We start from the raw sequence: 21,734 nt of genomic DNA, 5'->3' as shown, positions 1-21,734 counted from the left end.
TAGGTGCCGAGGACAACGACTGCGCTGCGGTTGCAGTCGCCATCTCGCCCGGATTCGTGCTGTCGTGCATACCGTACATCGAAGACGCGGATGGACCGCACGAAATTGAACTCTGGCCCGCTGATATCGATGTCCGCGCGGTCCTGAACGAGCCGCAGGGCGAGGTCGGTGGGAACGAGATTATCTACTGGCAAGGATTGAAGCGGTCGACGGCTGTCGGTTCGGTACAAGGCTTCAAAGATGCCGCCAGCGTTGTTTTGTAACCGATCGTTCTCGTAGGAGGCGCCCATGGGACAGCGCCAGATTTGCAGCGGTGGTTCGACCGGCCAAGGTGTAATCCGCCGGATAAATTCGGCGCGGGCTCGGGCGCAAGGGACGGAAGCAGGCCAGCCGCCAGACAGGCACAAGAGGATCGCGCAATCGATCGGGTATGTCTGCGCGCGGGCGGGTATTGGCAGCGAAGAACCTGTCACGGTCAAAGCGACTGCGACCGAGGGGAGGAGCTTCTTGAGTAAATGGCGCATGCTGTGGAGCCTCCGTGATAGGAGTTCAGCATACATACAATAATATACTATCGCAACGCTAAGTATAAATTCGCATAATGAAGTTTATGTTAACCAACTGGCGCCCTGAGCCGCTAAAACATTACGATTTGATAATGCCCCGGCAAGGGCAGTGCCACCGTACCAAAGTTACTCCTTTGCGAAAGGAGCGACCATGTTCAGAACTTTCGGATTGCTCTTGGGTCTCGCAACTGCTGTAGTTCTTTTGTTTATGGTTTCGAACAGATGCTGTCTTCTGCGAAGGCATCTGATTGAAAGCTACTCTACCTTTCACTTGCCCAGGCGATTGCCGCCTTCATTTCCGCCGGGTCGAACTAACGGAGTTCTGCCGTGGTCAGCACGTCGGCGAACCTGGTTCCCCACTCCAACAAAGCCCCTTCGCCCACCACAGCGACGCGGCGGAAGTCATTCCTATGGGCTGTGTCGATTTTCAGATCTTCGAGCAGAGCGGACGGCCCATCGTAGCCTTCGAACCTCGTGAGATCGAGAACCAGGCCGGGCTTACTTGTCTCTTGCAGGCGCTCATGAAGCAGGGCGTGCATCCGTTTCAGGTCGCTTTCGCTGAGCTTGCCCTCGCAGGCGAGGCCAATCGTGTCGTCATGAGCTGTCAGTGTCTCGGTGAACATGGTTTTCCTCCTCTTTTTCCGGTTTGCCGTGACCGTAAAGGTCAGCGTTTTCGTGTGCGCGGTCTTCGTGCTCAAATTCCAGACTCGAATGACCGATGCTGAAATCGTCCTTCAGCCGGTCCTTGATCGCGGCCTTGATCTTTTCGATTTGACCCCAGCCGTCCGCTGTCAGCACGACGTGGCAGTCCAGAGCCGCCTCGTGCTCCTGCATCTGCCACAGATGCACGTGATGAACGTCCGCGACACCATCCACACCCCGCATCGCCTGAACGACGGTTTCATTATCGATGTCCGGTGGACTGCCGAGCATCAGCGTCCGAATCGGACCGCCGATCTCGGTAAATGCGAGGTAGAGGATGTAGAGAGCGATGCCGATGGTGATCGCCGGGTCGACCCACCGCATGTTGTAGAGGAGGATGAGCGAGCCGCCGATGATGACCGCCACGGAGGCCAAAGCGTCCGATAGGTTGTGCAGGAAGAGCGCACGGATGTTCACGCTGCCTTTCTGCATCGAATAGGTGAGCAGCGCCGTCAACGTGTCGACGACCAGTGCCACACCGCCCAGGATCACCACCGTCCAGCCCTGTACCTCTGGTGGGTCGATCATGCGCATGCCACCCTCGTAGATCAGGTAGAAGCCGATCAGGATAAGTGTCGTGTAGTTGATGAGCGCTGCGACGATTTCTACCCGCCCATAGCCGAAGGTCATGCGCTTGTCCGCCGGGCGGCGAGCGATCTTACGCGCGAAGAAGGCGATCACCAGCGACGCCATGTCCGAGAAATTGTGGAGGGCATCCGCGATCAGCGCGAGGCTGCCGGAAAGGATCCCGCCGACGATCTGCGCGACCGTCAGGAGGCCGTTGGCCCAGATGGCGATGGAGACGCGACGATCACCGGATTGAGGATCGATGTGGGCGTGGCCGTGATCATGCGGCACGGTTCGTCTCCTCATGGCGGTGGTTCGGCCGATCGAATCCGGGGACCGGCGGCAAGATTCCGCGGCGGATGCGGCGAACCCTGGCATTCATCCAGTGACGGATGACGTGGCGATAGAGCAAGTCGCGCACAAATCCGAAGTTCTGGCGGTGATTGACCCATCCGTCGCCCAAGTCCACCTCTACCCAGGAGTGGAGGATTTCGGACGGCGCGAGGGGATAGACGAGTTCCGGAACGACGCCTCTCTGAAGCGCCTTGTGGATTGTGAACCCGTGCAGTCGGCAGCGAACTCCCACGCCACGCAGCAGGGCCATGAGGAGCGTGCCCTTGGTGTTGCACTGCCCGTGGCCATCTGCGAGGACCTCGGACGCCGGAATGTCGTCGGCGCGGTTGTAGCCGAAGGTAATCTCGTTCCTGACGAAATCGTAGATGGCCCCAATTCGGTCGTCGCTGGGAAGGTCTGCCCAGCCGCGCTCCTCGATCAGTTTTGCAATTGAGGTCGCGTCAAAATCCAGCAGCCGGGTTTTGGCCAAATGAGGGTCGGCGGGGTTCACGGGATACCTCCTCGAATCGTTCACGAGAATATGTAGTTGCTACAGTCACTGTAGCTTCAAGCCCCGATTTCAGGCCGAGTCCTTGGTTACCTGATCGTCATTGTGCACCGCCTTGTGGTGTTCACCATGCGCGTCTCTCAGGATTCCGACGCCACCCCAGGCCGCGATGCCGGCGACAATCACGCCCACGACAAGGTCCGGCCAATTCGTTCCGAGCCAGGCTACGAGCCCGCCTGCGACGACGATTCCGAGATTGGCCGCGAAGTCGTTCCAGCTGAACGTATTCGCCGCTCGGATGTTTACGTCTGGATCGCGAAGCCGTGCCAGCAGCCAGACGCAAAGTGCGTTGATGGCCGCCGCTACCAGCGCCATGACAATCATGATCGTGCCAAGAGGATCCGATCCGCCGACGTAGCGGCGCCACGCGTCATACAGGATTCCAAGGGCGAAGAGGATCAGCAGGCCGCCCGAAACGTTCGCCGCTCCGCGCTTCCACTTGGCGGAGCGGGACAGCGCGAAGAGGCTGATCGCGTAGACGAAACTGTCCGACAGATTGTCGAGGCCATTGGCGATAAGCGCGCTTGACTCGCCGAATGCGCCCGAGGCGAAGAAAGCGACTGCCAGCCCGATGTTGAGACCCAGCACGATCCAGAGTGTGCGTCTTTCCGTTGCGTTTCTCTGCTCCGCCATGCCGGGTATCCAAATTAGTGAATTGCCAATGAGTAACTAACACCGGGCTTTTTGCGTTCCGATCAAAGGTCGTCGAAATTGCTCAGGCGCCGATCTCTTCATGGTCGGTCAGGCATTCGGAATGGTCGCGCAGTACCTCGAGCACACGGCAATCAGAAGTCTGTCCGCCGCTGCACTCATGCACCATCCGCTTCAATTCCGTCCGCAGCGCCTCGAGCCGCGCCAATCGTTGCTCGACCTGTTTGAGTTGCCGACGGGCTATTGCATCCGCCTCAGCGCAGGACTTTCCCGGATGATCGCTGAGATCGAGGAGCTCACGGATCGCGTCCAACGAGAACCCCAGTTGCCGTGCGTGCCGGACGAATGACAAGCGGTCGAGTTCGGCGTCGCCATAGCGTCGTTGGCCCCCCTCGGTCCTGCCGGGCTCAGGCATAAGTCCGATCTGCTCGTAATACCGGATGGTCTGCACCTTTGTTCCGGTCTTCTTCGCCAGCGTCCCAATCGTCAGCATTTCCGCTCCCCACATTACCTACAGTGGGTGTAGCTTTATGCGGTGCGCATCACAAGCTTCACCCGAGTTTCACAGATCGGTGATTGTTGGCCGATCGATGACAATCACGCTTGAACCTACAGTAGCTAGAGGATGTAAACGCACACAAAATATAGAATCAGGTTCGGGCGGAGCGGCGTGAGGCTTTCAGGTCTTCAGAAGGTATTGTGGGTGTTGGCGGGCGCGGCGGCGTTCGTTTTCATCTGGCTGTTGCTATGGTCCGACTACCGTGCCGATCTTGCCCGCACCGAGAGTGAACCACCGTTTCTTGCTGATTTCGAACTGACCGATCATCGCGGCATGGTCCAAACGGACGAAGATTTCGCAGGGCGCTGGATGCTGGTCTTCTTTGGCTTCACCAATTGCCCCGACGTCTGTCCGACAACACTGTCCGAAGTCGCGGCCGTGATGGAGGGCCTGGGCGATGAGGCAGCAATGGTTCAGCCGATTTTCATAACGATTGATCCGGAGCGGGATACGCCGACTGCACTTGCCGAGTATGTGCCCCTGTTCGACGCAGGGATCATCGGGCTGACCGGTACACCGGAGCAGATCGCCGCGACATCCGAAACCTTTCCGATATTCTTTGAGCGGATCGAGCAGGCGACTGCGCCGGGCGGATACACGATGGGTCACACGTCGCATCTTTTCCTTTTCGACACGCAAGCAGGCTTCGCGGACTCCTGGCCCTACGGCACGCCCGCCGAAGAGATCCTCGCCGATCTGAGACAGAGGATCTGATCGTCATGACCCGACTTTCCGGAGAGACGGCCCTTGGCCTGGCCTGGATCATCGCGCTCACCGCGTCGCTTGCCGTGCTCTTCATCGGCGAGGTTCTGGGGCAGACACCTTGCGTGCTCTGCTGGTTCCAGCGTGCCTTCATGTTCCCCTTGGCCATCATCCTCGGGCTTGGGCTGTGGTGGCAGGATCGGCGCGTGGGTCGCTACGGGATCGCGCTGGCTTTGGGCGGTGCCGCCGTCGCGCTTTGGCACTTGGGCCTCTATGTCGGCGTTATCCCCGAGCGTATCCAGCCCTGCACGGCGACCGGCCCATCCTGTACCGACGACAATCAACTGGTCTTCGGCATTCCGATTCCTTTGATGGCGCTCGTCGCCTTCGCGATGATCGGTCTGCTGTCGGCTCTCTCACTGAAGGAAACACAAAAATGAAACGACGCGGCCTCATCCTGTCCGTTCTCGCGCTCGGGGTCGCCGGTTTCGGCGGTGCCGCCTGGTATGCCACCCGCCCCGACCCGATTGCCGCGTCCGATCCCATCGACCCTGAAATGGCCGACGCGCTGATCCGACCCTATTCCCCGATCCTCGGGCCCGAGGATGCGCCCGTAACCATCGTTGAATTCTTCGACCCGGCCTGCGAGGCATGCCGCGCTTTCTATCCGGTCGTCGAGGATATCATGGCGGAGCACGGAGACGCGGTGCGCGTTGTAATCCGCTATACGCCTTTTCACGGCGAGGCGTCGGTAGAAGCGATCCGTGTGCTCGAGGCGGCGCGCATGCAGGACGTGTTTGAACCTGTGCTCGAGGCAGTCTTGCGAGAGCAGCCCAGATGGGCGTCTCACGGGACCCCGGCACCCGGATTGATCCTTGAGATTGCAGCAAGCGGAGGTCTGGATGTCGAAGCTGCCCGGACACAGATGCTGGCCCCCGGTGTTGTGGCGGTGCTCAACCAGGACCGCGCCGATGTCGAGACAGTCGGGGTCCGCCAAACGCCCACGTTCTTCGTGAACGGCAAGCCTCTCGATCCGTTCGGTGAGGCCGAATTGCGGAGGCTGGTGGCAGTGGAAGTTGCGGCAAGCCAAAGCTGATTTGCGGAGGCAGGAGAAACGAGTGGTGAAGAAGTTGAGATATACCAATGCATTGGCCGTGCTTTTGACGGTTGCAGGGCTGTCGGCCCCCGCACTGGCCGGTTCGGAGGATGTCGTGGTCGAGAATGCGTGGTCCCGCGCCTCGATCGGCGTCAACAGGCCAGGTGCCGCCTATATGACCGTGCGCAACACGGGTGAAGACGCCGTTACGCTGACCGGACTTGCGACACCGCTGGCAATGATGCCCGAGATCCATGAGTCGAAAACCAACTCCGATGGCGTCAGTTCCATGGCGCCTGCAGGCGAGATCACGATTGAGCCCGGCCAAAGCGTGGCATTGGAGCCGGGCGGGTTGCACGCCATGCTCATGAAGCTGCAAGAGCCGATGACCGAAGGCGAGAATTTCCCGCTGACACTGACCTTCTCGGATGGCGGCAAGGTGACGGTCGAGGTCCCAATCCTCGGAATCGCCGCGCGTGGACCGGAGGGCTGATGCAACGTCGGCAGCTCCTTCTATACGGCGCAGCCGGTGCCGGCGTTCTTGGCCTGACGCTCTTCGTGGGCTGGTGGCGGGTGGACGGGCCCGGTGCGCCTGAACCAAAAGGGCAGCGGCCCCTGCCCCTATCGGCGATGGAGTTCCGGCTGACCGACCACGAGGAAAATGAGGTAGGGCCTGGCAACCTGATCGGTCGTCCCACAATGGTGTTTTTCGGGTTCACCTACTGCCCGGACGTCTGCCCGACGACCCTATCGGATATTTCCGGCTGGCTTGAGGAACTGGGCGACGAAGCATCAGAGATGAACGTGGTCTTCATCACGGTCGACCCGGAGCGGGACACGGTCGAGGCCATGGCCGAATATGTCGGCTATTTTCATCCGGTCATTCGTGGCTGGACGGGGCCGGAAGACCAAATTGCCCGCGCTGCAGAAGGGTTTCGTGCCTCATTTGAGCGCGTCCCGACTGAGGGCGGCGGCTATACGATGAACCATACGGCAAGCGTATTCCTGTTCGATGCCGAGGGTGAGCTCGTCACCATGATCGACTATCACGAGCAAAGAGAATTCGCGGTGCCGAAGATCCAGCGCGCACTGACAGAAGACGTAGAGGGGGCAACATGAAGATAAGAACTGTCTTGGCGGCCGTTGCGGTCGCAGGCGCATTTTCGGTGACCGCCATCGCCATCTCTGGCGTTCTGTCCAAAGAACCGGTGCCCCCTGCGATTGCTGAAGCGACCCTCTGGACTCCCAATCCGCTTGCGCCGCCTCGGATTACCGAAACCAATTCGGTCCGCCCTACACTCGCCCAGGCGGATATCGCATTCGAGTTCAGACCCCGGCCGCTCCTGACCGTTTCCCCCGCTGATACCTCCTTGCCATCTATCGAGCCCCCGCTGGTCACCTGGTCGCGGGAGATTGCGTCCGGCGAGACGCTTGATGCGGTCCTTTCCGATGCGGGGCTGGATGCTTCGGATCGCGCCGAAATCGCCTTGGCGATTGGCACGGAATACGATCTGCGCCGTCTGCGTCCGGGTCACATCATTACGGTGGTTTCCACAACGGACGACAACCCGCGTCGTGTAGAGCTCGCCGTCGAAGACGGTGTCCGGATAGAGGCGGTCTTCGGCGAACAGCTTGCCGCCCGCGTGTTGGACCCGGATCCCGAATTGGTGACTTTCGCCGGCGAGGCGGTGATCGAGAGCTCGATTTTCGCCGCCCTGAACACGGCAGACATCCCCGCCCGTTTTGCGGTGGACCTGGCGCAGATGCTGGGCGGCACCGTGGATTTCCGTCGTGATCTTGCGGGTGGCGAGACGATGCGCCTCCTTTGGCGCGAGGCCCGAGACGGGAACAAGAGGATTGGTCAGTCCGAGCTTGCCTTTGCCGCACTGGATATCGATGGCTCGGTCTATGAAATCGTCTGGCCGAACGACGGCAGCGGCCAAGCGACGATCTATGTCGACGGAGAAGTCCTGCGCGTGTTTGCGCAACCGGTCGAAGGTGCACGGCTGAGTTCTGTGTTCGGGCGCCGCACCCATCCGGTCTACGGCAATGTACGGATGCACACAGGAGTCGACTTCGCGGCGGCGCGCGGCACGCCGGTACAGGCGACGGCGCCGGGCCGCGTTAGCTTCATCGGCCGACGCGGTGGGTATGGCCGGGTCGTCGAGATCGCTCATGGCTCCGACACCCTGACGCGCTATGCGCATCTGAGCGCCGTACCGGACGGGCTCACACAAGGGCAACGCGTGATGGCCGGAGATATGATCGGGCGGGTCGGTGCGACGGGTACCGCGACAGGCCCCAACCTACATTACGAAGTGCTGGTGGACGGTCGCCCAACCGACCCTCTCTCTGACGACCGATTGGCAGAGGCGGCCGAGCGTGAAGCGGACGACACGGCCGCGCTTGAGCGACTGCGTGAGGCGCGTTCACTTCTTGCTGAGAGGCTCGCCAGCGAATTTGCACAGACGACAACCGAAAGGCTTTGATCCATGAAACGATTTACTCCCGCCCTTGCCATCGCATTTGCCTTGCTTCCTGCGGCGCAGGCCGTCGCAGAGGCGATTCAGATCGACGTCCGGAAGACAAACGGCTGCGGCTGTTGCCTGTCCTGGATGAAGCACCTCGAGGAGAATGGCTTCGCGCCGATGGGCGAGGACATGTTCGGAGGATCTCTTGTGCGCTTCAAACTCGACAATGGCGTGCCGCAGCGCATGGTCTCCTGCCATACGGCTTTGGTCGACGGCTATGTGATCGAGGGCCACGTGCCGGCGGCTGACATCCAACGCCTGCTGGAGGACCGGCCAGACGCGGTAGGCCTGGCGGTGCCGGGAATGCCCTACGGGTCGCCCGGCATGGGACCGGAGGACGACCGGGAGGCTTACGATGTCTTCCTGATCCACGAAGACGGATCGACCGAGGTCTACACCAGCTACTCGGCTCCTGACTGAACTCGCGGCAGAACCTTAACAATTGGAACCCCTCTCCCCCATAGCGCTTGGCTTTCTTGGAAGCCTGGCCGCCGGATCGCTGACCGCGGTCGGGGCGGTCCCCGTTCTTTTTGGGCGCATCCCGTCCCGGGCCACGCGCGATCTGCTGCTTGGCTTCGCGGCGGGTGTCATGCTCGCGGCTTCGTTCTTCTCGCTGATCATCCCGGCTCTCGACGCAGCTGAAGGACAGTTCGACAACGGTGCTCTCCCGGCGGCCATCGTATGTGTTGCGATCCTGCTTGGCATGGGCGCGGTCGCTCTGATGAACGAACGGCTACCGCATGAACATTTCAAGACGGGGCGGGAAGGTCCCGACGCCGCATCGCTGCGGCGCGTCTGGCTTTTCATCATCGCGATCACTATCCACAATTTTCCCGAAGGGCTTGCCGTCGGCGTCGGGTTCGGGGCTGACGGTTTGTCGGGCGGGTTGCCACTTGCGATCGGTATTGGATTACAGAATGCCCCCGAAGGTCTGGCGGTGGCGGTTTCGTTGCTCGGCGAGGGCTATTCCAGGCTTCGCGCCTGGGGCATCGCCGCTCTGACCGGTCTCGTCGAGCCCGTCGGTGGACTTCTCGGCGCAGGGATTATCAGTCTTTCGCAACCGCTGCTGCCCTGGGGTCTCGCCTTCGCAGCAGGTGCGATGCTCTACGTCATCAGCCACGAGATCATTCCGGAAACCCACCGATCCGGCCATCAGAACAGGGCGACGCTCGGCCTCGCCGTTGGTCTTGTGATCATGTTGTTCCTCGACGTCTGGCTGGGATAAGCTGATGAGAACTTGCCTCTTCGTCGGTCTGCTTGCTGCGCTGATCGCCTTTCTTGTCGATCAGGCAACGAAGGCAATCGTTGTGTCCAATGCGACTGTTCTTAGTTCCGGCGTATCGGTCTTTCCCGGCTTCAATCTCATCTACCTGCGCAATGACGGAGTGACCTTCGGGCTTCTCGGCGGCGCGCCGTGGTGGAGCCTTGTCTTACTGGCGCTTGGCATCTGCGTCTGGCTGGCGTTCATGCTGGTCCGTACCAGCAGCCGGGTCGAGGCCATTGCCTATGGTGCGATCATCGGCGGTGCACTCGGCAATATTCTGGACCGCCTGCGCTATCGTGCGGTGACGGATTTCCTCGATTTCTACATCGGGACGGCGCACTGGCCTGCCTTCAACATGGCCGATGTTTTTGTGGTTGGCGGCGTGATGCTGCTGCTCATTGCGCCGTGGGTTGGCGCTCGACTTCAGACCGATTCATGAAGCCGGGATTGCCGCAGTTCGTTAGTGAGGACCTGAACCTGTTCCAGCGCATGGGTCTTGCCCTTGCTGCCGGCGGATTGACGGTTTTGACTCTTCCGCCGTTTTCTTGGCTCATCGCGGTCCCTGTCGCCTTCTCCGTGCTCTTTATCGTTCTCCGGAACATCTCAACCTCGCGCGCTTTCCTTGTCGGTTGGGCTTTCGGACTGGGCCAATTCGGGATTGGAATTTCCTGGATCGCCGAGAGCTTTTACGTCGATGCCGAACGTTTCGGCGCACTGGCGATTCCGGCGGTCGCGGGTCTGTCCGCCGGACTTGCCATCTTCCCGGGCATGGCGGCGATGCTTTTTGCCGCCATCATGCAGCGCCGAGCTGTCGGCGGCATTGCGGCGGGCCTGCTGTTTGCAACCTGCTGGGTGGCCACGGAATGGCTGCGGGGTCATGTCCTGACAGGGTTTCCCTGGAACCTTGCCGCTTATGCCCTTGTCGACTATGCCGCCCTGCGCCAACCCGCCGCCTGGGTCGGAAGCTACGGTTTGGGCTTTCTCACGGTCTTCATCGGCATATTGCCAGGTGTGTTGACTGTGGCGGCGCCAAAGAGACGCGCGCCTGTTCTCGTGCTCTTCGCCGTTGCTGTGGCGGGTTTCTGGGTTGGCGGTGCGCTTCGGTCAGGGCAGGACGTGCCGCCGACAGACGTTGCTTTGCGCATCGTCCAAGGCAATGTGCCACAAGTCGAGAAGTGGGTACCGGGCAGCCGCCAGCGAACCTTGGAAAAATACCTGGGCTTGTCCGCGCAACCCGGACGTTTCGATTTGCTGCTTTGGCCGGAAACGGCCTTCCCCGGCTTTCTGGACGAAGATGCTGCGGCACGCGCGCGGATATCTGCAGCTTTGCCAGACGGCAGGATCCTACTGACAGGTGCGCCTGACCGAGTGGAGGGCGATGGGGGAACCAGATATTTCAACACGGTTCAGGCCTATGACGGCAGCGGCGAGGTTCTGACGGGGTATGCAAAACATCATCTTGTTCCGTTCGGGGAATATGTGCCCCTGAAAGGCTGGCTGCCCATCGAGCGGCTGACCGAAGGGTTGGGCGATTTCACGCCGGGACCAGGGCCGCGCACGCTGGCGATCCCTGGCGCGCCTCTGGTCGCGGTGGCGATCTGTTACGAGATCATCTTTCCGGGCCACGTGGTCGATGACCTTTTCCGCCCCGACTGGATATTCAACGCCACAAATGATGCCTGGTTCGGAACCAGCATCGGACCCGAGCAGCACCTCGCCTCCGCGCGGATGCGCGCGGTCGAGGAGGGACTTCCCGTGGTCCGGGCGGCCAACACTGGGATATCCGCGATCATCGACGCCAATGGAAATGTCGTCGCGCGTCTTGATACCGGGGAAACAGGCACCATTGATGCCGGCCTGCCGGGCGCGCGTACTCCAACGCCCTATGCGCGGTTCGGCGACTGGACCTTGTTGGTTCTTGTTTTTGGGTGCTGGGTCTTCGGCTGGCTGGCCAGTTTGCTCGGACGAGATCCCGATGCGCGGCATTTTGGAACGGAGGTATCCTGATGCTTGTGATCGTGAGCGCTATCGGAGGCGCGATCTGGGGTGGCTATCTGGCACGACGGAGGAGGGGGAATCACCTGGATATCCTCCAATATGCGGTAGCGTCTGCGATCGCCTTCGGACTTGTCGCCCTGTTTGCAACCATCGTGCTGTCGCGGGTTCTCGGCTAGCGAGCTTCGAAATTGCGCAAACGTGTCAGCGGCTTGAAGACCTGATAGCTCGAGGTCCCGATAGAGAATCGCGCGAATGTGCATCTAGGCGAGCTCATTTCTGATTGAGCCGTCGCTCGAACGCCTCCAATGTCGTCCCGCTGACGTGATGCTCGATCCCTTCCGCATCGCGTTCCGCGGTCTCTTCGTCGATTCCCAGGCTCAGAAGAAAGGCGACGACGACCCTGTGGCGGCGTCGACAGATCTCCGCGAGGTCCTGCCCGGCATCGGTGAGGAATATCGCGCGGTATGGCTCCCGCCGGACCAGACCAGCAGCCTTGAGCCGCGAGATGTTCTTGGTCACGGTCGGCGGCTTCACGCCAAGCCGCTCGGCGATCTCGACCGGTCTGGCCTCCCCGCGCGTCTCGATCAGTTCCGCGATCAGTTCGACGTAATCCTCCGCCATCTCGCTTTCATGTGCCTGACGCACGGTCGCAAAGCCATCGGCCTGCGCCTCGGGAGCCCGGTCGACCGCTTCGAATGGCTCACGCCCTTGTGATTGTAGCTTTGTCATACTCGGGACTTTGCAGCGAAACAGCGGGATTGACAACTTGTTTGCTTCGGGTAGATAAGTTAGCCATGTCTAACTTTTTACTTTGGAGGCCGTGGTGATGCGAAATATTATGAGAGTGCTGCTCGCCACACTCGCAAGTGCGCTCCTCCTGTCCGGACCTGTCGCCGCGACGCCGGCCAAGGAGGCGCCTTGGCTTCCCGAGGCAGCGGCCTACCGTCTGACGCTCTTTCTTGGAAATCTCGAGCCTCTGCCCTGGGACGACATCGAGACCGCCTGGACGGAACCCTACCGGGGTTCGGAATTCTCTGTCGGGGCGCTGGCGTGGCTGGACCGCAAAAGCGATATCGAGCTACCGAAACCGCCGGATCAATGACCGTGCGCCAGTGCTCCTTTCGCCATCTGCTCGCCCACCGGTTCTCCGCCTGAAGGCCCGGCCTCAACCTGATGGCCGTTCAGGAGCCGAAGTGCGTTGGCGACCACCAGCAGAGACACGCCTACATCCGCAGCAATGGCGCCCCACATTGAGGCCATACCGAACGCGGTCAGCCCGACGAACAGCGCCTTGGTCGCCAGCGATATGCCGATATTCTGGTGGATGATCGTCATGGCACGGCGCGAATGGCCGATAAGCCAGGGTACCTTGCCGATGTCGTCGGTCATCAGCGCGATGTCGGCCGTCTCGATCGCGGCATCCGATCCGACAGCGCCCATGGCGATGGCATAATGCGCCCGCGCCATGGCCGGTGCGTCATTCACACCGTCGCCGATCATCGCCACCATGTCGTGGCTTTCGACGAGTTCCTCAATGGCCGTCACCTTGTCTTCTGGCAAAAGTTCGGCGCGCACCTCGTCGATGCCGACTTCGGCTGCCACCGCGCGCGCGGTGCGTTCGTTGTCGCCCGTCAACATCACGATGGTCTTCACACCCTGCGCATGCAGACGCGCAACGATCCCCTTTGCATCTGGGCGGATGCGGTCGCGAAGCTCCAGTACGCCGGTCACGCCGGTCTCGTCACCCACGGCAACGAGGGTGCTCCCTGCCCCTTCGATCCGATCCCGCAGATCCGCCGGAATGGCATTGCCGAACCCCTTCTCTTCGGCGAAGCGATCCGAGCCGAGCCAGATAGCGCGCCCGTCGGCGCGTCCTTCCAGACCGCGCCCGGGCACGGTACGGGTGTCCTCTGCGGCAGACACGGAAACACCATCGGCTTCGGCGCGCGAGAGGATGGCGCGTGCCAGCGGGTGTGAAGACCGCGCCTCCAGGCTTGCTGCCAGCGCCATGAGATCGCGTGCGGAAACGCCGACCAGTGGGTGAACCGCCGCCACCTCAGGCTCGCCCATGGTGATCGTCCCGGTCTTGTCCATCGCCAGTGCCGTGGTCCGCCCCGGCGCCTCGACATAGGCGCCGCCCTTGATGAGCACCCCCGCCCGTGCCGACGCGGTCAGCGCTGCCACGATGGAGACCGGCGTAGAAATGACCAGCGCGCAAGGACATGCGATGACCAGAAGGACCAGAGCATTGTAGAACCAGTAGTCCCAGGCGCCGCCGAGCAGCAGTGGCGGCACCAGCGCGATGGCGATCGCCAAAGCCATCACGATGGGTGTGTAGATGCGCGCGAACTTGGCCACCCACTGTTCGACCGGCGCGCGGCGGGCATGGGCATCGCCCACCATGCGAATGATTTTCGCGAGCACCGTGTCCGAGGCGGCCTTCGTCGCCCGCACCGTCAGTGTGCCCTCGCCGTTGATCGTGCCGGCATAGACCTCGTCGCCTGGTTCCTTGGGCACTAGCGCGCTTTCCCCAGTAATTGGGGCCTGATCGACGGCCCCTGCCCCGTCCACGACCTCACCGTCGAGGGGGATCCGGTCGCCGCCGCGCACGATAAACCTTGCATTGACTGCCACGGCCGCGGCCGGAACGTCGGATTCAGATCCGTCGTCGTAAAGAACCCGCGCCGTTGGCGGCGCCAGATCGAGGAGCGCGGAAACCGCATTACGCGCCCGCCCCACGCTCCAGCTCTCAAGATAAAGCGAAAGCGAGAAGAAGAAGGCGACCGTCGCGGCCTCAAAAAACTCGCCGAGGCCGATGGCGCCCGCGACGGCCACCACCATGAGCAGGTTCATGTCGGGGCTAAGCCTCCGCGCCGAAGACCAGGCCTTGGGCGCGACAAGCCAGACGCCAAAAAGAATCGCGACGGCGAAGATCCCTGCTTCCACCATAGGCATAGGCACCTCGCCATGGCCCGCAAAGAGCCCGAGCGCGCCGCCCATGCCGGTCTCGACAATGTGAAAAAGGAATCCCGCCGCCCAGAAGCCGCCGCTCAACGAGGTAAAGCGCTTCTGACGTGCCAGATGCGCCGCCTGGTCCTCTGCTGCGTTGTCGGCATCCCATGGCTTGGCGCTCATGCCGGTCGTTGCGACCAACTGCGTGACTTCGTCGTCTGGTATCCTCTCGGCGCTATCGAGGATGGTCATTCGCCCGTTGATCACGTCGAATGCCAGGTGTTCGGTTCCGCCCACTTTCGGCCCGACAACCCGGTTCAGGATCGCCACCTCTTCGGCGCAATCGAGCCCGGAGACCTGAAAGCTCCTTCCGCCAGACGGCGCTGGCGCCGTGGACGCGACGTCCTTGCTGGCGTCGCAACAGGAGTTGCCTCTTGGGTCAGAATGCTCTTGATCACCCGGATGGCCGTGATCGTTGCGGTTGCCGTCGGAAGACATGGATTGACCTCAGGATTCATTGATTCCACATTGACATAGCCCCTACAGTAACTAGAGCTTCAAGGGCAACAAGTGGATATTCGTCCAGCAAGAAAGGCGCCCTGCGGAGGCTTGAAGCTAGCCGCCCCCTTGAAACGACGCGGTTGGAGCAACGCTTGCCGGTACGAAGCGATCAGAATGAGTGAGGTAGACATGCAGAAACGAAACGCGCCGATTATCGCAGCGACATTGGTGCTTGCTGGCTGCGCGGTGCCAACGCTGGACGACGGCGGCGCTCGCAACGAAGTGGGAAGTGTTCCCGAGGCCGTCATTGCCCTTGCTGCGCCTGGTCAGGATCTCACCACGGCGCGGCTTCGTCCCGAGGATGGCTGTTATTGGTATGAACACAGCGGTCCGGTGGAAAACACCTTGGTTCCGCTACGCTCGGCAGGTGGCAACCCCATCTGCACTTCGCGCCAGTCCTGATCAGCCCATAGATGCGTCAAGCCCACGCGTAACACATGATGCGCCAGTCAACTTCTCGGGGTGACGCTGTCTTCCGCCGAGTACAGGAATGCCGTCGAGCCAATCTCGACGTTGGGATAGAGATCATTGATGTGTGCCATGACCATTCGGACGCAGCCGGAACTCGCACGGCCGCCAATGCTTCTTGGATACGGTGTCCCGTGAATCCTTAGATAGGTGTCTCGGTCGCCGACGAAGAGATAGAGGGCTCGCGATCCGAGCGCGTTTTCAGGTCCGGGTTCCATACCGTCAGCGATATCGGCGTAGAGCTCTGGGTCGCGGTCGATCATGTTTTGTGTCGGCTGCCAATGCGGCCACCTGACCTTGCGCTTGATCGTATAGGTGCCCGGTTCGTAAAGTTTACCGCGCGCGATCGCCACGCCATAGCGCATCGCCGTGCCGCCTTCTTCGATGTGGTAGAGATAGCGCGCAACAGCATCGACATGGATATCACCGGGTACAAGTCCGTCCTTCGCGAGGACCCGCTGTGGCAGGAAGCGAGGGTGAAGGCCCCAAGGGTTGGACGTGGCCGGGTCGTAGCCGGGAGGTGTAACCTGTGCGTCCCAAGCTGCCTTCTGCGCATCGGTAGGCCACGTGTCTGCAAGGAGCGGGCTGGATATCGATGCCGAAAACAGCGCGGTGGTCGTCTGGATGAAATGTCGTCTTGTCAGCATATAGATTGCTCCGTTCACGCATTGGACGGCAAACCGAACCTTACCCCGAACGCAGTGTTGTTCGCCCGGGAAGGAGTGAGGCGTTATTGGCAACTTGCTCCATGGTGCCGTTCTTTGTCGGTGGCTTAACTCCTAAAGCTACTAGAGGTTCAAGAAAATTTTCTGTTATCAATAGACGCTGCTACTAATGGAGCTATCCGATCCGTCCCAGAACCGGAAATACGTCGAGCATCCAGTATGACAGCGCGCTCAACTGCCCTGTCATCATCGCCAGCCCCATCAAGATCATCACTATGCCCGCAAGCTGGTGGAGGCGGCGGCCAACCCGGCCGATGGCCCGCAACCGTCCCGCGATCTGGTCGGTGAATCCGGCCACGATCAGAAACGGTATTCCAAGGCCGGCGGAATAGACGGCAAGCAGCATGATACCTTCGCCCATCGTGGCACTCGCCGCACTGGCTGTCAGGATCGCGCCGAGGATCGGGCCGATGCACGGAGTCCAGCCGAAACCGAAGGCAAGACCGAGGACATAGGACGCAGCGGGTTGGCCCCCGGGGATGTTGAGATTGAATCGGAAGTCGCGTTCCATGACCGAAACACGCGCGGCTCCTATCATGAAGAGCCCGAAGAAAATGATGATGCCGCCCCCAACGAGGTTGAGTTCATACCGCCACCGAAGCAGGGCCTGACCCATTGCAGTCGCGGATGCGCCAAGTCCCATGAAGATGGTGGAGAAGCCGAGGACAAAACACAGGCTTAGCCAGACCGCGCGCGACGGCGAAGCGCCGACCACCCCGCCCTCAGCGGCTGTGCGCCCGGTTACGTAGGAGACATAACCTGGCACAAGAGGTAGCACGCAGGGGGACAGAAATGATATCGTGCCGGCTAGGAGGGCGGCGGTGAGGGCGCGCGCCAAGTGATGTCTTCGTCGACCCAGATCAGCAGGGACCCCCGCTTGCGCAGCGATGCGTTGTAGCTGGACCAGTTGGTCGTACGATAGCGGGCGGGAGATGGGTTGCTCATGGAATGCGGCTAACAGCATGGGTTCGCGAAGGGAATCCTGAGGCGTCAGACTTGTGCAACAACGCCCCGTATCATCGACCTAGTGGTGCCCACATGGCAGGCTATTTCAATGGATAGATTTTTCTCTATCAGTATGCCCGCGGCTCAGTTTGTTAGAAATGTCCTGCTGTTCAGCTTCGCTGCATTACTGCCGGTCCTGTTGTTCTACGTCTTACTGGCTCCGGGCTTTGCTCCGGCTCTTGCTGCCGGCGGACCGGCACTCATGCGCTTTCTAAGGCAGGTTGCGACCAACGGTTTGCCCGTGGTTTTTGCCGTCAACTATGTCAGTTTTTTCCTTTTCGCTATGACAAAGCAACCAAAGGCGGGCTCAAGAGACACGGCGTTTTTCGTGCTGGTCGATGTCTTGCTCAGAGCCCTTCTCTTTCCAGGTCTCCACGTGCTGATATACGTTCTATCTGCCGACTGGTTCGGGTCATTCGGCGGCAATCGTTCAACCGCTTTGGCGGTTGTATCCCCGACTCTTGCGCGTTCGGCGTTTTTCGAGAACATCTCCGGCGTTTACCTCTATGCGACTATGATAAGCGCGTTGCCGCTCTACGTCTCGGCTTTCGGGCGGTCGGAATTTCTTGGACCGGTTGTACGTCGCTTGCCCATGAACACGGGCGTGATGCTGCTTGCCCTGGCTGCGTTTGCCTTGTCGGTCGGGCTGATCACGATCGGCGCACAAGGCATCGCATCTCTTCAGGCCAGGTGATGGCAGGCTAATCACCGTGGGCGTGGGCGGGGGCGGGGGCGACTTGCGGTGCCACCCATTGCGACAAGTAAACGCGCTCGAAGGCGAACACAGCGATCATCCCGACAGCGGCGTAGAGAACGATCATCGGGTCGCTTTGAAGCTTCATCACGGTGAAAGCTGCCAGTACTATCGCATCGAGCGCCAGGGCAGTCAAAAGCACGATACCGAAGGCGCCGACGTCTGCTCGACGATAGCGGAACACGCCCCAATGTATGATCATGTCCATGACGAGGTAAAAGAAAGCACCGAGGGATGCGATCCGGCCTAAATCAAAGAGCACGGCCAACGTCGCGGCGATGACGACAGTATAGACCAGGGTGTGGCGTTGGATGGGACCTGGCATACCGAAGTGGCTGTGCGGGATCATTTCCATGTCGGTCAGCATCGCCAGCATACGCGACACCGCGAAGACGCTGGCCAGAACGCCGGACGCCGTTGCGACAGCGGCCAGGATCACCGTGAGTATGAAGCCGGTTTGTCCAAGGGCGGGCTGCGCCGCTTGTGCCAGCGAATAGTCACGCGCTGAGATGATCTCCTCGATCGTGAGACTCGAACCGACCCCGTAGGCGACCAACAGGTAGACGACGACGCAGATTCCGATAGAGAACATGATCGCTCGGCCAACATTGCGATTTGGTTCAGTGATCTCGGCTCCGCTGTTGGTGATCGTGGTGAATCCCTTGAACGCAAGGATGGCCAGCGCCGTAGAGGCGATGAACCCCGTGAGCCCGTAGGATTGTGAGGTCTCGGACGCCGCGGCGAACGCAAAACCACTGGACCACAGGGCCGCGATGCCAAACAGAGCTATGCCTCCGATCTTGATCGCGGCCATGATCAACGAGAACAGCCCGACCGAGCGGTTTCCGGCCATGTTCACCAAAAAGGCGAAAACGATCACGGCCACAGCCAGAGCGGGGACCAATGGGCCACCTTCGATATCGAAAGGGCGCAGGACATAGGTGGCGAAGGTTCGCGCGACGAGGCTTTCCGCGATCACCATGCTGAGCGCCATCAGCAGTGCGGCCCCGCCCGCGATGGCTCCGGGGCCATAGCATTTCTGCAGGATCATGGCGATGCCACCCGAGGACGGCCATTTGTTCGACATCCTGATGTAGCTGTAGGCGCTGAAGCTTGTGACGACCGCGCCGGCGATGAATGCAAGCGGGAAAAGCGGGCCGGCGAGCTGCGCGATTTGCCCCGTCAACGCAAAGATTCCAGCGCCGATCATCACGCCTGTCCCCATCGCAACGGCTCCGCCCAGACTGATGGAATTTTCGCGGTACGTTTCTTTTTCGCTCTGCATAAATGGCCCCCTTTTAATTTTGGTTCATCCGAACGCTGTTGCGCGCTTCTAGATACGAACGCCGCGAAGGCGCAGCGAATTGAGCACCACCGAGATTGACGACGCGCTCATGGCGAAGGCAGCAAACATCGGACTGATGAGGATGCCAAAGAAGGGAAACAGAACTCCCGCCGCGACCGGCACGCCGGAGGCGTTGTAGATCAGCGCGAAGAACAGGTTCTGGCGGATGTTGCGCATCGTGGCCCGGGCGAGCCGCCGCGCACGCACGATACCATCAAGGTTGCCCTTGACCAGCGTGACGCCCGCGCTTTCGATGGCCACATCGGCGCCGGTGCCCATGGCGATGCCGACATCGGCCTGCGCGAGCGCGGGGGCGTCGTTGACGCCATCCCCGGCCATGGCGACCTTGTGGCCCGCCTCTTGCAACTCAAGGATGATCCGCGCCTTGTCCTCCGGCAGCACGTCGGCCCGGATCTCATCGATTCCGAGCCGCGTGCCGATGGCCTTGGCCGTGCGTTCGTTGTCGCCGGTCGCCATGATGACGCGGAACCCCAGTTCATGCAGATCCTCGATGGCTTCTGGCGTGGTCTCCTTCACTGGGTCGGCGACAGCAACTAGACCGGCGATCTCGCCATCCAGCACAACGAACATGACCGTCTCGCCTTCGTCGCGGCGGGCATTGGCCTTGGCGGTCAACGCGCCCGCCTCGAGCCCCAATTCGCGGATCATCGCCAAATTGCCGAGCGCGACCGCTTTGCCGTCAACGACCCCCTTGACGCCCTTGCCAGTGACCGCCTCGAAGTCCCGTGCCTCGTCCATTTTGACATCTCGCTCCTCCGCACCCCTGACGATCGCTTCGGCCAAGGGGTGCTCCGATCCGCGCTCAAGCGATGCGGCGAGACGCAAGACCTCGGCTTCGTCGTGGCCGGGTTGCGGGAGTACGTCGACAAGCCGCGGCTTGCCTTCGGTCAACGTGCCGGTCTTGTCGACGATCAGGGTATCGACTTTCTCGAACCGCTCCAGCGCCTCGGCGTTCTTGATCAGCACCCCTGCCTGAGCGCCCCGTCCTGTCGCTGTCATGATCGACATCGGTGTCGCCAGGCCAAGCGCACAAGGACAGGCGATGATCAGAACCGCCACCGCCGAAATCAATGCGTAGGAAAGCGCAGGCGCGGGCCCCCAGATCGCCCAGGCGATGAAGGACAGGACCGCGATACCGATGACGGCCGGAACGAAATATCCCGCCACCTTGTCGGCGTATTTCTGGATCGGGGCGCGCGAGCGCTGCGCGTTCGACACCATCTCGACAATTTGAGCCAGCATCGTGTCGGACCCGACACGCGTCGCCTCCATCACCAGACTGCCGGTGCCATTGATCGTCGCGCCGGTCAGCGGGTCGCCCTCGGTCTTCTCGACCGGCACGGGTTCACCGGAGATCATGCTTTCGTCGACCGAGGACCGGCCGTCCAGAACCACGCCATCGACCGGCACCTTGTCACCGGGCCGCACGCGCAGCCGGTCCCCGACTTGCACGTCCTCCAGCGGGATTTCCTCCTCGGATCCGTCGTCCCGGATGACCCGCGCGGTCTTTGCCGCCATGTCGAGAAGCGCGCGGATCGCCTTGCCGGTCCCCTCGCGGGCGCGTAGTTCCATCACCTGGCCGAGCAGCACCAGCGTCACGATCACCGCCGCCGCCTCGAAATAGACGCCGACATGGCCTTCGGAGTCTCGGAACCCATCAGGGAATATGTCCGGTGCGAGAACGGCAACGACGCTGAAGAGCCAGGCGGCAAGAACGCCCATGCCGATCAGGGAGAACATGTTGAGGTTCAATGTGCGGAACGAAATCCATCCGCGTTCCAGAAACGGCCAGCCGCACCACAAGACCACTGGCGTTGCCAGGATCAATTCGATCCATTGTGTGGTGCTTTCGCCAAAAAAAGTCCGGACTGCGGGGAAACCGACGAATGGCCCCATCGTGAGGACAAGGAGCGGGATCGTCAGGACTGTGCCGACCCAGAACCGCCGTGTGAAATCCACCAGTTCGGGATTTGGACCTTCATCGCCCGGCACACCGGATTCCAGTTCCAATCCCATACCACAGATCGGACACGCGCCCGGATCAGGCTGCCGCACCTGAGGGTGCATCGGGCAGGTGAAAATGGGACCATCATGTCCTGTAGGAACCAGATCATATCGGCCATCGGCCGGCGTGGCACCCGCGTGGTGTTCGTGATGATCATGTGCTGAATGGACCTCGAGCTCCGATTCCGGCACGAGGTGCATCCCGCATTTCGGACAATTGCCGGGCTCGTCCTGCCGCACCTCAGGGTGCATGGGGCAAACGAATACCGAAGAAGCTGCTGTGGTTTCAGAACTGTCGGGAGTGCTCATTTTGCGGTCCTTTCCGAGAATGCTTCTCTTGCCTAGGGCTTCCATCCGCGGGA

Annotated in this window: 26 protein-coding genes and 1 pseudogene; 14 read left to right on the top strand and 13 right to left on the bottom strand. The window is 61.1% G+C overall.

Features of this window, described 5'->3' with window-relative positions; translation table 11 throughout:
• The 6 genes from GGR17_RS20645 to GGR17_RS17520 form a co-directional block, all read right to left on the bottom strand.
• A partial coding sequence (locus GGR17_RS20645; protein ID WP_235974533.1) for a hypothetical protein occupies nt 1–524 on the bottom strand: 524 nt, incomplete at its 3' end.
• 353 nt (nt 525–877) lie between these two features.
• Complete coding sequence (locus tag GGR17_RS17540; protein ID WP_007803481.1) at nt 878–1,189, bottom strand: SpoIIAA family protein; 312 nt, start codon at nt 1,187–1,189, stop codon at nt 878–880.
• A complete protein-coding gene (locus GGR17_RS17535) occupies nt 1,161–2,126 on the bottom strand; it encodes a cation diffusion facilitator family transporter (protein WP_007803480.1) in 966 nt (321 codons plus the stop codon). Before GGR17_RS17535 ends, GGR17_RS17540 begins: the two co-directional genes overlap by 29 nt.
• Nucleotides 2,116–2,679 (bottom strand): transglutaminase-like domain-containing protein, encoded by a 564-nt coding sequence (locus GGR17_RS17530; protein WP_007803479.1) that lies wholly within the window; start codon nt 2,677–2,679, stop codon nt 2,116–2,118. The genes GGR17_RS17535 and GGR17_RS17530 overlap by 11 nt, the downstream gene beginning before the upstream one ends.
• A 69-nt stretch (nt 2,680–2,748) precedes the next feature.
• Nucleotides 2,749–3,369, bottom strand: a complete 621-nt coding sequence (locus GGR17_RS17525) for a cation transporter (RefSeq protein WP_008327361.1) — start codon at nt 3,367–3,369, stop codon at nt 2,749–2,751.
• A gap of 82 nt (nt 3,370–3,451) precedes the next feature.
• A complete protein-coding gene (locus GGR17_RS17520; protein WP_007803476.1) occupies nt 3,452–3,880 on the bottom strand; it encodes a MerR family transcriptional regulator in 429 nt (142 codons plus the stop codon).
• Nucleotides 3,881–4,093: 213 nt separating this feature from the next.
• Here GGR17_RS17520 and GGR17_RS17515 point away from each other — a divergent pair, with 213 nt between their 5' ends.
• The 11 genes from GGR17_RS17515 to GGR17_RS17465 are packed head-to-tail and all read left to right on the top strand — an operon-like array spanning nt 4,094 to nt 11,713.
• Nucleotides 4,094–4,660 carry an SCO family protein gene (locus tag GGR17_RS17515; protein WP_007803475.1) on the top strand — a complete coding sequence of 189 codons (567 nt, stop codon included), beginning with the start codon at nt 4,094–4,096 and terminating at the stop codon, nt 4,658–4,660.
• A 5-nt stretch (nt 4,661–4,665) separates the two neighbouring features.
• The gene (locus GGR17_RS17510) at nt 4,666–5,088 is read left to right on the top strand and encodes a disulfide bond formation protein B (RefSeq protein ID WP_007803474.1); all 423 of its coding nucleotides are present in this window, start codon (nt 4,666–4,668) and stop codon (nt 5,086–5,088) included.
• Nucleotides 5,085–5,744 (top strand): DsbA family protein, encoded by a 660-nt coding sequence (locus GGR17_RS17505; protein ID WP_054540605.1) that lies wholly within the window; start codon nt 5,085–5,087, stop codon nt 5,742–5,744. Before GGR17_RS17510 ends, GGR17_RS17505 begins: the two co-directional genes overlap by 4 nt.
• A 22-nt stretch (nt 5,745–5,766) precedes the next feature.
• Complete coding sequence (locus tag GGR17_RS17500) at nt 5,767–6,237, top strand: copper chaperone PCu(A)C (RefSeq protein WP_008327335.1); 471 nt, start codon at nt 5,767–5,769, stop codon at nt 6,235–6,237.
• The gene (locus tag GGR17_RS17495) at nt 6,237–6,863 is read left to right on the top strand and encodes an SCO family protein (RefSeq protein ID WP_007803468.1); all 627 of its coding nucleotides are present in this window, start codon (nt 6,237–6,239) and stop codon (nt 6,861–6,863) included. Before GGR17_RS17500 ends, GGR17_RS17495 begins: the two co-directional genes overlap by 1 nt.
• The gene (locus tag GGR17_RS17490) at nt 6,860–8,233 is read left to right on the top strand and encodes a M23 family metallopeptidase (protein WP_054540604.1); all 1,374 of its coding nucleotides are present in this window, start codon (nt 6,860–6,862) and stop codon (nt 8,231–8,233) included. The genes GGR17_RS17495 and GGR17_RS17490 overlap by 4 nt, the downstream gene beginning before the upstream one ends.
• 3 nt (nt 8,234–8,236) lie before the next feature.
• Complete coding sequence (locus GGR17_RS17485) at nt 8,237–8,695, top strand: DUF411 domain-containing protein (protein WP_007803465.1); 459 nt, start codon at nt 8,237–8,239, stop codon at nt 8,693–8,695.
• 22 nt (nt 8,696–8,717) lie between these two features.
• The gene (locus GGR17_RS17480; protein WP_054540603.1) at nt 8,718–9,500 is read left to right on the top strand and encodes a ZIP family metal transporter; all 783 of its coding nucleotides are present in this window, start codon (nt 8,718–8,720) and stop codon (nt 9,498–9,500) included.
• A gap of 4 nt (nt 9,501–9,504) precedes the next feature.
• Nucleotides 9,505–9,978, top strand: a complete 474-nt coding sequence (lspA, locus tag GGR17_RS17475; RefSeq protein WP_007803461.1) for a signal peptidase II — start codon at nt 9,505–9,507, stop codon at nt 9,976–9,978.
• The gene (gene lnt, locus GGR17_RS17470) at nt 9,975–11,546 is read left to right on the top strand and encodes an apolipoprotein N-acyltransferase (RefSeq protein ID WP_009807490.1); all 1,572 of its coding nucleotides are present in this window, start codon (nt 9,975–9,977) and stop codon (nt 11,544–11,546) included. The genes lspA and lnt overlap by 4 nt, the downstream gene beginning before the upstream one ends.
• The gene (locus GGR17_RS17465; protein WP_007803456.1) at nt 11,546–11,713 is read left to right on the top strand and encodes a hypothetical protein; all 168 of its coding nucleotides are present in this window, start codon (nt 11,546–11,548) and stop codon (nt 11,711–11,713) included. Before lnt ends, GGR17_RS17465 begins: the two co-directional genes overlap by 1 nt.
• A 94-nt stretch (nt 11,714–11,807) precedes the next feature.
• Here the strand turns inward: GGR17_RS17465 and mntR are convergent, their stop codons facing one another.
• Nucleotides 11,808–12,266: a manganese-binding transcriptional regulator MntR gene (gene mntR, locus GGR17_RS17460; RefSeq protein WP_008327326.1), complete on the bottom strand. Its 459-nt coding sequence runs from the start codon at nt 12,264–12,266 to the stop codon at nt 11,808–11,810.
• Nucleotides 12,267–12,363: 97 nt separating this feature from the next.
• On the opposite strand from mntR, the gene GGR17_RS17455 reads away from it, so the two are divergent.
• Nucleotides 12,364–12,639: a hypothetical protein gene (locus GGR17_RS17455; protein ID WP_012187175.1), complete on the top strand. Its 276-nt coding sequence runs from the start codon at nt 12,364–12,366 to the stop codon at nt 12,637–12,639.
• Here GGR17_RS17455 and GGR17_RS17450 read toward each other — a convergent pair.
• Entirely contained in the window at nt 12,633–14,987 is a 2,355-nt protein-coding gene (locus GGR17_RS17450) for a heavy metal translocating P-type ATPase (protein WP_207287124.1), read from the bottom strand. The genes GGR17_RS17455 and GGR17_RS17450 overlap by 7 nt on opposite strands.
• Nucleotides 14,988–15,164: 177 nt before the next feature.
• On the opposite strand from GGR17_RS17450, the gene GGR17_RS17445 reads away from it, so the two are divergent.
• Nucleotides 15,165–15,452 (top strand): hypothetical protein, encoded by a 288-nt coding sequence (locus GGR17_RS17445; protein WP_369817429.1) that lies wholly within the window; start codon nt 15,165–15,167, stop codon nt 15,450–15,452.
• A 47-nt stretch (nt 15,453–15,499) separates the two neighbouring features.
• Here GGR17_RS17445 and GGR17_RS17440 read toward each other — a convergent pair whose 3' ends face one another.
• The 3 genes and pseudogenes from GGR17_RS17440 to GGR17_RS17430 form a co-directional block, all read right to left on the bottom strand.
• Nucleotides 15,500–16,165 (bottom strand): L,D-transpeptidase, encoded by a 666-nt coding sequence (locus GGR17_RS17440; protein WP_007803448.1) that lies wholly within the window; start codon nt 16,163–16,165, stop codon nt 15,500–15,502.
• Nucleotides 16,166–16,358: 193 nt separating this feature from the next.
• On the bottom strand, nt 16,359–17,081 hold the full coding sequence (locus GGR17_RS17435) for a cytochrome c biogenesis CcdA family protein (protein WP_007803446.1): 723 nt from the start codon (nt 17,079–17,081) through the stop codon (nt 16,359–16,361).
• A pseudogene (locus GGR17_RS17430) lies at nt 17,069–17,188 on the bottom strand (IS5/IS1182 family transposase); the annotation flags it as partial. The gene GGR17_RS17435 and the pseudogene GGR17_RS17430, both read right to left, overlap by 13 nt.
• A 109-nt stretch (nt 17,189–17,297) precedes the next feature.
• Between GGR17_RS17430 and GGR17_RS17425 the strand changes: the two are divergent.
• Complete coding sequence (locus tag GGR17_RS17425; RefSeq protein WP_054540602.1) at nt 17,298–17,942, top strand: hypothetical protein; 645 nt, start codon at nt 17,298–17,300, stop codon at nt 17,940–17,942.
• Nucleotides 17,943–17,949: 7 nt separating this feature from the next.
• Here the strand turns inward: GGR17_RS17425 and GGR17_RS17420 are convergent, their stop codons facing one another.
• Both GGR17_RS17420 and GGR17_RS17415 read right to left on the bottom strand, forming a co-directional pair.
• Complete coding sequence (locus tag GGR17_RS17420; RefSeq protein ID WP_007803442.1) at nt 17,950–19,287, bottom strand: APC family permease; 1,338 nt, start codon at nt 19,285–19,287, stop codon at nt 17,950–17,952.
• 48 nt (nt 19,288–19,335) lie between these two features.
• A complete protein-coding gene (locus GGR17_RS17415) occupies nt 19,336–21,624 on the bottom strand; it encodes a copper-transporting P-type ATPase (protein WP_222864283.1) in 2,289 nt (762 codons plus the stop codon).
• Nucleotides 21,625–21,734: the final 110 nt, after the last annotated feature.

The sequence above is a fragment of the Actibacterium naphthalenivorans genome (genome assembly GCF_014196965.1).
Lineage (GTDB): Bacteria > Pseudomonadota > Alphaproteobacteria > Rhodobacterales > Rhodobacteraceae > Actibacterium_A > Actibacterium_A naphthalenivorans.
The sequence above is the reverse complement of the archived record's forward strand: the minus strand, read 5'-3'. Positions and strand labels throughout refer to the sequence as shown.

Coding starts and splice junctions, on each gene's coding strand:
- GGR17_RS17540 (WP_007803481.1), bottom strand. CDS start 1,189: ATGTTCACCGAGACACTGACAGCTCATGACGACACGATTGGCCTCGCC.
- GGR17_RS17525 (WP_008327361.1), bottom strand. CDS start 3,369: ATGGCGGAGCAGAGAAACGCAACGGAAAGACGCACACTCTGGATCGTG.
- GGR17_RS17520 (WP_007803476.1), bottom strand. CDS start 3,880: ATGCTGACGATTGGGACGCTGGCGAAGAAGACCGGAACAAAGGTGCAG.
- GGR17_RS17510 (WP_007803474.1), top strand. CDS start 4,666: ATGACCCGACTTTCCGGAGAGACGGCCCTTGGCCTGGCCTGGATCATC.
- GGR17_RS17505 (WP_054540605.1), top strand. CDS start 5,085: ATGAAACGACGCGGCCTCATCCTGTCCGTTCTCGCGCTCGGGGTCGCC.
- GGR17_RS17495 (WP_007803468.1), top strand. CDS start 6,237: ATGCAACGTCGGCAGCTCCTTCTATACGGCGCAGCCGGTGCCGGCGTT.
- GGR17_RS17490 (WP_054540604.1), top strand. CDS start 6,860: ATGAAGATAAGAACTGTCTTGGCGGCCGTTGCGGTCGCAGGCGCATTT.
- GGR17_RS17485 (WP_007803465.1), top strand. CDS start 8,237: ATGAAACGATTTACTCCCGCCCTTGCCATCGCATTTGCCTTGCTTCCT.
- lspA (WP_007803461.1), top strand. CDS start 9,505: ATGAGAACTTGCCTCTTCGTCGGTCTGCTTGCTGCGCTGATCGCCTTT.
- lnt (WP_009807490.1), top strand. CDS start 9,975: ATGAAGCCGGGATTGCCGCAGTTCGTTAGTGAGGACCTGAACCTGTTC.
- GGR17_RS17465 (WP_007803456.1), top strand. CDS start 11,546: ATGCTTGTGATCGTGAGCGCTATCGGAGGCGCGATCTGGGGTGGCTAT.
- mntR (WP_008327326.1), bottom strand. CDS start 12,266: ATGACAAAGCTACAATCACAAGGGCGTGAGCCATTCGAAGCGGTCGAC.
- GGR17_RS17455 (WP_012187175.1), top strand. CDS start 12,364: ATGCGAAATATTATGAGAGTGCTGCTCGCCACACTCGCAAGTGCGCTC.
- GGR17_RS17450 (WP_207287124.1), bottom strand. CDS start 14,987: ATGTCTTCCGACGGCAACCGCAACGATCACGGCCATCCGGGTGATCAA.
- GGR17_RS17445 (WP_369817429.1), top strand. CDS start 15,165: ATGAGTGAGGTAGACATGCAGAAACGAAACGCGCCGATTATCGCAGCG.
- GGR17_RS17440 (WP_007803448.1), bottom strand. CDS start 16,165: ATGCTGACAAGACGACATTTCATCCAGACGACCACCGCGCTGTTTTCG.
- GGR17_RS17425 (WP_054540602.1), top strand. CDS start 17,298: ATGGATAGATTTTTCTCTATCAGTATGCCCGCGGCTCAGTTTGTTAGA.
- GGR17_RS17420 (WP_007803442.1), bottom strand. CDS start 19,287: ATGCAGAGCGAAAAAGAAACGTACCGCGAAAATTCCATCAGTCTGGGC.
- GGR17_RS17415 (WP_222864283.1), bottom strand. CDS start 21,624: ATGCACCCTGAGGTGCGGCAGGACGAGCCCGGCAATTGTCCGAAATGC.